The sequence below is a fragment of the Kribbella sp. genome (assembly GCF_035655035.1).
In the GTDB taxonomy this organism is placed as follows: domain Bacteria; phylum Actinomycetota; class Actinomycetes; order Propionibacteriales; family Kribbellaceae; genus Kribbella.
Genome location: NZ_DASRVN010000055.1, coordinates 1 through 10,394, shown reverse-complemented (window position 1 = coordinate 10,394; position 10,394 = coordinate 1). Strand labels below are relative to the sequence as shown.

Below are 10,394 nucleotides of genomic sequence, written 5' to 3'. Positions count from 1 at the left end.
GTAATCGGGCGGTCTGGGAGCAGGCATCCACTAAGCACGTGCGGGAGTACGACGAGCTGTTGGAGGCTGCTCGTGGGGACGGGCTGTTGATGCGGCGGGAGCAGGAGTTGCTCGCGGATGTGCTGGCGGACGGGCCGTTTGTGGTGCACCTGCAGAGTGGGCATGGGCTCGACGATGTGGGGCTGGTGAAGGCCGGGGCGCGTGGTGTTGTTGGCGTGGACTTCAGCTCGGTAGCGGCCGGAGCAGCCCAGCGCCGGGCGCGTGACGTGGGGGTCGATTGCCGGTACGTCGTGGCGGAAGTGCCCGGCGTACCGCTGAAGGACGCGGTCGCGGACCTCGTGTACACCGGTAAGGGCGCGCTGATCTGGATGCGGGACATCGACGCGTGGGCGCGTGACGTGGCGCGGGTGCTACGGCCGGGCGGGTACCTGTTCGCGTACGAGGGCCACCCGGCCGTACCACTGTGGACCTGGGACGAGGACGAGGCGCGGATCCGCCCGGACCGGAGCTACTTCGCCGAGTCCCACATCAACGACACGTTCCCGGGCAACGGTGCGCAGGAGTGGCAGTGGACGCTCGGCCAGATCGTCACCGCGATCAGCACGGCCGGCCTCCACCTCCAGGTCCTCGAGGAGTACGCCGAACCGTTCTGGCGACCGCAAGACGGCACGAACGCCGCTGCCTGGTCCGGCCGGCTCCCCAACTCCTACGCACTGCTGGCCCGGAAACCGTTATAGATAAGGCAGGAGCGCCTCCTCCTCGCGGTCCAGATGGGTGTTGAGCTGGGTGATCAGCTGGTCCACCTGGTCCAGGGTGACGGCTTGTTCGAGCTCGCCGAGCAGTACCGCGATCTGGTCGTGTTCCTGTTGCAGTACGGCGACCACGTCCTTGAGCTGCGGGTGCTGCTCCACGAGGCCGGGGAACAGCATCGTCGACTCGCCGGTGTGGTGATAGTGCAGGCCCTGGCAGACCGTCAGGCAGTTGATGCGGAGCTGGGCGCCCAGGCCGGCGGTGCCGGAGGTCGCGATCTCGTGCCGGATCAGCTCCAGTTCCCGGCGGAACGCGGCGTGGATGTTCTTCAGGGCCTCGGCGAACGAGCCGGTGCGCCCGCCGGGCGGTCCGCCCGGTACGAGCGCGACGACCGGGATCGTACGGCTCACGCGGGACTGGTAGTCGCCCCACCCGGCGTCCGCCTCGACCAGCCGGGCGAAGACCTCGTCGCGCTCGGCGCCCCGCAGTACGACTGCTGTGGCCGGATAGTCGAACGAGCCGGTGTCAACGCTGACCTGCGGATTCGCCACCAGGTTGTGGTACCAGGACGGGTGTTTCGGGCTGCCGCCGGCCGAGCCGACGACCAGCACCCGGTTGCCGTCCGGGTAGTAGCCGAGGATCGCGGTCCGCGGTTCGCCGGTGCGCGCGCCGGTGGTTGTCAGGAGCAACAACCGGGCGTTCTCGAAGGGGCCGCCGACGCGGCCGGAGTTCGCCTTGAACTCCGCGATGAGTTGTGCGGTGAAATCGTTCAGGATTCGCTTCTCTCTGGTGTCGGGAAAGGAAATGCAGACATCAGAGAACGCGGGCGGGGCCCGCGCGGCGCTCAGAACGCAGCCGGGGACCCAACTCGGTAATGGCTCGAGGCCGACCCGGCAGTCACGTCGGTGATAGTACCCCAGTCCCGGCAGGAGACAATGGCGCCGTGTCCCTGCCCGAGCGGCTCGTCCAGGCCGGGGTCGATCTCCTCGAGGAGGAAGGCCTCGCCGGTCTCACGCTGCGCGCGATCGCCCGCCGCACCGGCGTCTCGCACGGGGCGCCGCGCCGGTACTTCCCGACGCACAACGCGCTGCTCGCCGCGATCGCTGCGACCGGGTTGAAGGACCTGGCCGCGCGGCTCGAGCCCAGCGGGGACGGGTCGGCCGAGGAGCAGCTGGAGGTGAGCGCGCGGCGGTACCTGGAGTTCGCCGCCGAGCGCCCCGGGATGTTCGACCTGATCTTCCGGCACGACCTGCTCGCCGGTGCCGGGGGCAACCTCCGGGAGACCTCGTTGCCGCTGTTCCGGACGTTCGTGGAGCTGCTCGCGCGGCTGCATCCGGCCGACGCCGAGCTCCGCGCGACCGCCCTGTGGACGAACCTGCACGGGATCGCGACGCTGCGCGCCACCAACGCGCTCGACCTGCTCGGTACGACGGATCTCGAGCCGGTCGTGCGGTACGTCGTCCACAGCCACGTGCGCTGATTGCCTACCGAACGTCGTCAATTGCGTGCGAAACGTCGTACCGCGGAAATGTCCGCGGGAAATCCTCAGAAATGCTGTAACGAGTCGCACAAACCGCCGATATGACGGGTGAGCGACCCAGCGGGGGGCCGAGGGGAAGCTCCGGTGTTTCTTCGGGACCACCGCAGTGGAGGGGGGCCTCGCAGGTGCTCACCCGGGGCGGGGTGAGCACCTGTTAGAGGACTCGTCAGCCCTTGATCCCTACGTTCGCCATGCCTTCTACGAAGCGTTTCTGGGCGAATACGAACAGGATGATCATCGGGAGGGTGGCCAGGGCTGTGCCGGCCATGAGGTAGGGCCATTGGATTTCGGCTGGGTTCTGGGAGAAGATCGCCAGGCCGAGCTGCAGGGGGCGCATCTCGTCCGTGGTGGTGATCATCAGCGGCCAGAGGAAGCCGTTCCAGGCGGCTTCGATCTGGAAGACCGCGATCGTGATCAGGGCCGGCTTCACCAGCGGGGTCATGATCCGCCAGAAGATCCCGAACTCGCCGAGCCCGTCCACCCGCGCCGCCTGCGCGAGCTGGTCCGGCAGTGACACGTAGAACTGCCGCGCCAGGAATGTGAACAGCGGTGCCGCGCCGAGCGGGATGATCAGGCCCCACCATGAGTTCAGCCAGCCGATGCCGCCCTGGCCGAGGATGTCGTTGCCGCCGAACAGCGGGATCGACTTCACGATCAGGAACAACGGCACCAGGATGATCTGGAACGGCACCATCAGCAGCACGATGAAGTAGTTCAGCAACGTCTTGCCGCCGCGCAGCGGGAGCTTGGCCAGCGCGTACCCGGCCGTCGTACAGACCGCCAGCGTGAACACCGTCTCGCCGACCGCGATGAACAGGCTGTTGCGGAAGTACCGCAGGAACGGCGCGGTCTGCATCGCGTCGACGAAGTTCCGCCAGCGCAGCTCGGACGGCAACCAGCTGAACTTCGCGATCTCCCCGTTGCTCTTGAACGCGGTCAGCACCATCCACACGAACGGCACGATCATCAGCAGCGCGCCGACGGTGAGTACGACGTACAGCAGGATCCGCCCTGCCCGGAACGCCGGCGGCTTCGCGGAACCGACGGCCGGCAACGAAACACTAGTCATTGGTATCCGCCTTCTGGAGCCGGCGCCCGGCCGCGATGAAGATCGCGATCACGATCATCATGATCACGGTCTCCGCGGACGCGTAGCCGAGTTTCAGGTTCTGGAACGCGTTCTGGTAGATGTCCATCACCAGCACCCGGGTCGACGAACCCGGGCCGCCCTGCGTCATCACGTACACCAGGTCGAACACCTGGAAGGTGCCGACGATCGACGTGATCAGGACGAAGAACTGGACCGGGCCGATGGCCGGCCAGGTGACGTTGGCGAACCGCTGCCAGCGGCCCGCGCCGTCCAGCTGCGCGGACTCGACCAGGTCGCGGGACACGCCCTGCAGCGCGGCCAGGTAGATGATGATCTTCGTGCCGAGGCCCTGCCAGATGCCGACCAGCATCAGCGACGGCAGCGCGGTCCCCGGGTCGGCCAGCCACCGGTTCGGCGCGAAACCGAACAGGCTGAGGAATCCGTTCGCCAGGCCGGAGCCCGGGTTGTAGATCCACAGCCAGATCGTCGCCACGGCGACCGTCGCGGTCACGGTCGGGATGTAGAACGCCGTCCGGAAGAAGCCGAGCCCGCGGATCTTCTGGTTCAGGCCGATCGCCACCGCGAGCGCGATCGCCATCGAGATCGGGATCACCACGACCGCGTACAGCACGGTGTGCCACAGCGACGCCAGGAAGTTCGGGTCCCGGAACAGGTCGGTGTAGTTGGTGAAACCGACCCAGTCGAACGAGTCGCCGAAGCTGTAGTCGGTGAGGCTGAGCACCACGACCGCGATCACCGGGATCACGATGAAGATGCCGGAGTGCAGCAGCGCCGGGGTCATCAGCGCCCACCCGGTGCGGACCTGGCTGCGGACCAGGGCCCGGTCGCCCTTCGACGACGCGGCCTTGCCGGTGGACGTGAGCGCGGGACGTTCAAGAGTTGTACTCATCGGGACTGTCCTGCCAGGTTGTGCAGCACCTTCGCCGGATCCTTCTGACCGAGGACCGCCTGGGTGAGCTGGATGTCGAAGTTGCCGCGCATCTCGAGCCAGTTGCCCGGTACTTCGTTCTCGTTGACCGCGTACACCAGGCCGTCGGCGACGAACTGGCTGAGCGGGTTCGACTTCGCCTGCGGCGAGTTGCTGGCGTCCTTGTAGGCGGGGACCTTCTTGTTCAGCTTCGCGAGCGTGTCCAGGCTCGACGGCTTCGTCAGCGACTGGATGAACGACCAGGCCGCGTCCTTGTGCCGGCTGCGGGATCCGATCGAGGCCAGGTCGCCACCGACGTACTCGATCTCCTTGCCGCTGTTGAAGCGGAAGAACTTCAGGTCGTCGCAGTTCTTCTGGCCGATCCCGTCCGCGGAACAGTCGACGCCGCCGTTCACGATGCCCATCGCGGCCTCACCGGTCAGTACCAGCGGCTGCTGCGCCGCGTTCGACTGCCCGTACGGCTGCACATTGTTGATCATCGACTTGATCCAGAGCAGCGTGTCGAGGCCTGCCTTGTTGTCGAAGTTCGGCTGGCCCTTGACGTACAACGGCGTACCGGTCGACGCCAGGAAGGTGGTGAACGACTGCCGGAAGCCGGTCGCGGACGCGAGGTCGAAGCCGCTGCGGGTGATGTTGCCGTTCTTGTCCCGCTTGGTCAGCTTCTCCGCGTCGGTCTTGATCTCGGCCAGCGAGGTCGGCGGCTTGTTCGGATCCAGGCCGGCCTCGATGAACGCGCTCTTGCGCAGCGCGACGGCGCGGGCGTCGGCGACCAGCGGGTACGCGTACAGCTTGCCGTCGTAGGTCACCGCCGGGATCAGCGCCGGAGTGCTCTTCTGCTTGATGAAGTCGGGCGTCACGCCGTACTTGCCGAGGTCCTCGAAGATCCGCTTCGACGCGAACGGCTGGACCCAGCCGACACCGGTCACCATCACGTCGTACGGGATGCCGGCCGCGATCGAGGTCGACATCTTCTCGTTGAGGTTCTTGTACGTCGCGAAGTCCGGCTCGACCTTCATCTTCGGGTAGGTCTTGTGGAAGTCGTCGACGACCTTCTGGAACGCGTCGCGCCCCTTGGTACTGGGCGGGAACGACGGAATCAGCACCCGCAGCGTCCCGGTCGCCTCGGCCGGAGGCACCCCGTCCGTACTCTTGTCGATCACCCCGTTGCCACAACTACTGACCACGACGCTGAGCGCAGCGGCCAGCAGCGTCAGTCCCACTCCACGTCTCACAGGGCAACTCCTTCGCTGACTGTTCTTCAGCCGGGGCGCCTGACCCCTTCCAAGTGCAGCGAAAGTATGGGAAAGGGCTTTCCTCGTCAATACCTCATCGCTCGAATGATCACATTCGATCAAGATCGGAACCGGCCCGATCAGAGTTCCACCGCTGAGCCAATCAGCGCTGGGTCTCAGGTCCCTGTCGCTGGACACCTGGGCTGGTCGAGCCGGTCCCTCGGGCGCCTTGCCGATCCGCACGCAGACGGCTGGCGGACGCTAGTGGTGGTCCGGAAAGCCCGACACGAGCCGCCGCCGCAATATCCGGCGGAAGCCCCGCCGGACTCGCCGGCCCCTGTGCCTCATGGTCCGGTTGGGCGGCTTGCTGCTGTTCGGTCGCCACCCCACGCTGCATCTGCTGCCCGGGCGCCGGCATCCGCCACTGCTGCTTCAGCTGGGTCATCACCTTCGATCCCTCGACGGCAGCTTGGCGACCGACCGCGCGCCGCGTGTCGGCGTCCGCGCTCTTGGGCAGCCGCTCCACCCGGCCGAACTCCGAGCCCATCGCTTTCGCGATCTGCCCGATGGCCTGCTCCCGCTGGTCTTCCGGGATCATCCCGGGCAGGCGGCTGTTGTCATACATCGCCGCTGCGGCCACCGTGAACTTCTGATCGGCAGGGACGACGGCCAGCCGCTCGATCAGCTCTTCGCGCTGCAGACCGGACTTCTGCCCGACCGTCTCGGCGAAACCCTCGGCCGCCGGTGTGTACTCCTTGTAGACCTGAGCACTCTTGACGTTCTTGATCCCCGGCGCGACCTGGTCGACTCCCAGTTCGTCGATGTAGTCGTTCAGTGCCTGGTGCGAGTAGAGCTCGGTCATGCCCTCCTCGAGCGGGCGAACGCCCGGACCTGTCGCGAAGGCTGCCTGCGACTGCGAATGGTCCCGGCCTTCGGACGACAGCATGTGCACGTTCTCGTGCAGCACCACCCGCATCGCGTCGCGGTATCCGACCAGCTCAGAGCGGTCCTGATTGTGTACCCGGTTGTTGTGGAACATCTGCTGAAGGCGCTCGTCCACGTGACGCGGGTTGTAGGAGATCGAGCTGTCCCAGTTCGCCGTACCGCCCAGATCCGACTCGCGGGCGATCGGTGCGCCGAAGCGTCCGTTCCAGGACGAGTGATGCGCGCCCGAGACCTGCACGGCAGCGTTCGCCTGCTCGCGCATCAACTCCCGGAACGTCGTGACTTTCATCGCGCTTCGTTACGCAAAGCACCGATCAGCATCATCAGCGTGTGCTCGAGGGAGCCGATCGCACGTCGTTCGTCCGGATCGCCGCCACCTGCGATCCGCTCGAGCTCCTGCATACCGTGTTCCGCACGGGCGAGGCGTTCAGCGTCGGTGCCGTCGTCACGGACGGCTTCGGAGTACGCCTCGCGCGCCTGCATGACGATCTCCGACTGCGGCTCAGCAGGGCCGCGCGCCGCGGCGGACTCGATGATCGAAACCTCGAGATACGCGTCTTCACGTTCGTCCTCGTCGTCGATCTGAGCAGCCAGCGCCGAGAGCCGCGTGACGTCCGCACTCAAGTCGCGGTCTCCGCGGCCGTTGAGGATGTCCTCGTAGACCCGCTTGTACTCGGCCTCGAACTCCGCGTACTTCATCTGGCTTCTCCCCGGTTCTGGTGCAGTCCTCTGAATTTACCGGCGCAGCGGTTGTCGTGCGGCGCCGCAGGAGGTTCGGGTGTTGAGGGTGGGGAGGAGGCTGAGGTGCTGGGTGGGGGTGTCGGGGGATCGGAGTTTGCGGAGGAGGAGGTCGCAGGCGGTTTCGCCGAGGGCGCGGCGGGGTGGGCAGACGGCGGTGAGGGGGACGACGGCGAGGGAAGCGGTGACGTCGTTGTAGGCGATGACGGCCAGGTCCTCGGGGACGCGGAGGCCGAGGTCCATGGCGCGTTCCACCAGTCTGGCGCCGTGTTCGTCGGAGTGGACCAGGACGGCTCGGCTGCCGAAGGACTCGCATTCGGCCAGGAAGGCGTCCAGTTGGGTGACCGCTCCGGGGTCGTCGCCGCGGGCGGGGAGGTCGACTGGCGAGAGGAACACCTCGACGCCGAGGGCTTTCGCGGCGGCCTCGATGCCGAGGCGGAGCCAGTACGCCGTGACCGTGGCCTGCAGGTTGATCGCGATCCGGCGGTGGCCGAGCGCGACGAAGTGGCGCAGCGCGAGCATCGCGCCGTACGCGTGGTCGGTCCGGACGTGGTCGTATTCGCGGCGCAACTGCGGGAACCCGAAGGCCCGCTCCAGCAGCACCACCGGTACGTCGATGTCGTCCAGCCGGGAGTCCATCCGATCCGCGTCCCCATCGCCGAGGGCCGTACTGATCAGCAGACCCGCGATCCCGATGCCGAGCACCTTGTCCAGCCGCTCCCGCTCGGTGCTCACGTCGTACCCGGAGACGCCGAGCACCAGGCGCGCGCCGTACCGGTCGGCGATCGCCTCCGCGCCGCGGATCACGTCGGAGTAGTACGACGTCGCGCTCGGTACCACGATGCCGATCGTGAGCCGGTTCCCGGGGGTCGCCTGGTCGGCCGTGGAGGTCCCGATCGCGCCGCCGTGCACGCGGCGGAGCAGGCCGGCGGAGTCCAGTTCGGCCAGGTCCCGGCGTACTGTGATCGCGGAGACGCCCAGCTCGCCGGCCAGCTCGGCGACCCGGAGCCGTCCGTGCCGCCGCAGGCTGCGCAGGATCAGCTCGTGGCGCTCCTGTGCAAGCATGCAGCCCCCTGATCTATCAGTGATTGTTCGTGATCATACGATCAGGACCCGCCCGGACGGAACGAGGAGACGATCGGTGCAGAAGGCCAACCGGACGACGACCGTGCTGACGAAGCTGTCGGTGGTCGGCGACCTGCTGATGCTGCAACTGGTGTTCCTGGTGCTCAGCGTGGGCATCCTGACCCTCTTCCCGGCCGCGTTCGCGATGCAGCGGGTGCTCCCGGACGCGATCAGCCAGGACCGTCCGAAGCTGCTGCGGCGGTTCTTCGCGGAATTCCGGCTGATGCTGAAGCGGCACTGGCTGGCCGGGTTCGGTTTGTGGACCGGTGGACTGCTCCTCGCGTTCGGCATCACTTTCTGGGCGTACGCCGCGGGGCCGGTGCGGATCATCGCGCTGGCCATCCTGATCCCGCTCACGGGCATGATCCTTGGGCTCTACCTGAGCGGTCTGGCGATCCTCCCGGAAGCACCTGCCACGGCCACGATGAAGACGCTGTTCCGGTCCGCCAACCTGTTCCTGCTGCGCCGCCCGCTGCCTGTGGCGGGCGGGGTCGTCATAGTGCTCACCTGGTTCTTCCTGGCGTCGCAGGTGCCGACACTGCTCGCTGTAGGGAGCGGTCTGGTCCCGGCGCTCACGGCGTACTGGCTCTCACGACCACGGCGGCGGCCGCAAAAAACTTCTGAAGACGTGTCAATCTGAGCCCTCCCAGTTCGACGTAGAGGTGTAAGGCCACTACGACGAACTGCAAGGAGAACCGGAATGTACGCGACGACCGAGACCCTGGCGACGACGCCGGCCGCGCAGGGCGGCCGCTCGCGCTGGCTGGCCCTCTACACACTCTGCGCGGGCATGTTGATGATCGTGCTCGACGTGACCGTGGTGAACGTGGCCCTGCCGGCCATCCAGGACGACCTGGGCTTCACGAGCTCCTCACTCGCGTGGGTGGTCAACGCGTACCTGATCGCGTTCGGCGGGCTCCTGCTGCTGGCTGGCCGCCTGGGTGACCTTCTGGGCCGGCGGAACATCTTTACGACCGGACTGGTCGTTTTCACCATCGCCTCAGTGCTGTGTGGCCTGGCCCGCTCACAGGAGGTTCTTGTCATCGCACGCTTCATCCAGGGTGTCGGCGGCGCGCTGACGTCCGCAGTGATCCTGGGCATGATCGTGACGCTGTTCCCCGAGCCGCGCGAGCAGGCGAAGGCGATCGGCATGTACGCGTTCGTCGCGTCCGCCGGTGGGTCCATCGGTCTGCTGGCCGGCGGTGTACTGACGCAGGCGATCAGCTGGCACTGGATCTTCTTCGTGAACCTCCCGATCGGCGTACTGACGACCGCCCTGGCCGTCAAGCTCATCGAGAACGACAAGGGCCTCGGGCTGGGACGCGGTACCGACGTACCGGGTGCTGTGCTGATCACGGGGGCGCTGATGGTCGGCGTGTTCACCATCGTGAAGCCGGCGGCCGAGCTGGGCTGGACCGCTCCGCGGACGCTGGTACTGGCTGCTGTGACGCTGGCGCTGCTGGCCGGGTTCATCGTCCGTGAGGCGACTGCGGCGAACCCGCTGGTCCCCCTGCGCATCTTCCGCTCCCGTACGCTGACCGGCGCCAACCTGGTCCAGGCGCTGTCCAGCTCCGGGATGTTCGGCATCTTCTTCCTCGGATCGCTCTACCTGCAGCGTGTGCTCGGGTACGACGCCCTGGAGATCGGCCTGGCGTTCCTGCCGACCACCGTGGTGATGGGGCTGCTGTCGGTGAAGTACTCCGAGAAGCTGGTCATGCGCTTCGGCCCGCGCCGCCCGCTGATCGCAGGGCTGTCACTGATCGTCGTCGGGCTGGCCCTGTTCACGCAGGCGCCGGTCGGTGGCAACTACTTCGTCCACGTACTCCCGGTCCTGGTCCTGCTCGGCCTGGGCGGCGGCATCTGCTTCCCGGCGCTGATGGGCCTGTCGATGTCCGACGTCAAGCCCGAGGACGCCGGACTGGCCTCCGGCCTGATCGGCACCATGGGCGAGGTTGGCGCCGCCCTCGGCCTGGCGATCCTCGCAACCCTCTCCGCCACCCACACCGCCGCAAGCACCAAGTCCCC

11 protein-coding genes are annotated in these 10,394 nt (G+C 67.2%); 4 read left to right on the top strand and 7 right to left on the bottom strand.

The features are described from left to right. On the top strand, positions 1–737 hold a 737-nt coding region (locus VFF46_RS03630; protein ID WP_325035564.1), incomplete at its 5' end, for a class I SAM-dependent methyltransferase. Here VFF46_RS03630 and VFF46_RS03625 read toward each other — a convergent pair. Continuing rightward, entirely contained in the window at positions 732–1,499 is a 768-nt protein-coding gene (locus VFF46_RS03625) for a nitroreductase/quinone reductase family protein (protein ID WP_325035565.1), read from the bottom strand. The two genes, VFF46_RS03630 and VFF46_RS03625, sit on opposite strands and share 6 nt — an antisense overlap. Before the next feature lie 194 nt (positions 1,500–1,693). Between VFF46_RS03625 and VFF46_RS03620 the strand changes: the two genes are divergently transcribed. Next, positions 1,694–2,230 (top strand): TetR/AcrR family transcriptional regulator, encoded by a 537-nt coding sequence (locus VFF46_RS03620; RefSeq protein WP_325035563.1) that lies wholly within the window; start codon positions 1,694–1,696, stop codon positions 2,228–2,230. Positions 2,231–2,456: 226 nt separating this feature from the next. On the opposite strand, the gene VFF46_RS03615 is transcribed toward VFF46_RS03620, so the two are convergent. The 6 genes from VFF46_RS03615 to VFF46_RS03590 form a co-directional block, all read right to left on the bottom strand. Further along, positions 2,457–3,359, bottom strand: coding sequence for a carbohydrate ABC transporter permease (locus tag VFF46_RS03615; protein WP_325035562.1), 903 nt, complete (start codon positions 3,357–3,359; stop codon positions 2,457–2,459). Beyond that, on the bottom strand, positions 3,352–4,290 hold the full coding sequence (locus VFF46_RS03610) for a sugar ABC transporter permease (protein ID WP_325035561.1): 939 nt from the start codon (positions 4,288–4,290) through the stop codon (positions 3,352–3,354). Before VFF46_RS03610 ends, VFF46_RS03615 begins: the two co-directional genes overlap by 8 nt. After that, positions 4,287–5,561, bottom strand: coding sequence for an extracellular solute-binding protein (locus VFF46_RS03605; RefSeq protein WP_325035560.1), 1,275 nt, complete (start codon positions 5,559–5,561; stop codon positions 4,287–4,289). Before VFF46_RS03605 ends, VFF46_RS03610 begins: the two co-directional genes overlap by 4 nt. A 163-nt stretch (positions 5,562–5,724) precedes the next feature. Continuing rightward, entirely contained in the window at positions 5,725–6,795 is a 1,071-nt protein-coding gene (locus tag VFF46_RS03600; protein ID WP_325035559.1) for a hypothetical protein, read from the bottom strand. After that, positions 6,792–7,205, bottom strand: coding sequence for a hypothetical protein (locus VFF46_RS03595; RefSeq protein WP_325035558.1), 414 nt, complete (start codon positions 7,203–7,205; stop codon positions 6,792–6,794). The genes VFF46_RS03600 and VFF46_RS03595 overlap by 4 nt, the downstream gene beginning before the upstream one ends. A 36-nt stretch (positions 7,206–7,241) precedes the next feature. Beyond that, a complete protein-coding gene (locus VFF46_RS03590; protein WP_325035557.1) occupies positions 7,242–8,309 on the bottom strand; it encodes a substrate-binding domain-containing protein in 1,068 nt (355 codons plus the stop codon). A 76-nt stretch (positions 8,310–8,385) separates the two neighbouring features. On the opposite strand from VFF46_RS03590, the gene VFF46_RS03585 reads away from it, so the two are divergent. Beyond that, positions 8,386–9,009 carry a DUF624 domain-containing protein gene (locus VFF46_RS03585; RefSeq protein WP_325035556.1) on the top strand — a complete coding sequence of 208 codons (624 nt, stop codon included), beginning with the start codon at positions 8,386–8,388 and terminating at the stop codon, positions 9,007–9,009. A gap of 60 nt (positions 9,010–9,069) precedes the next feature. Further along, on the top strand, positions 9,070–10,394 hold a 1,325-nt coding region (locus VFF46_RS03580), incomplete at its 3' end, for a DHA2 family efflux MFS transporter permease subunit (protein ID WP_325035555.1).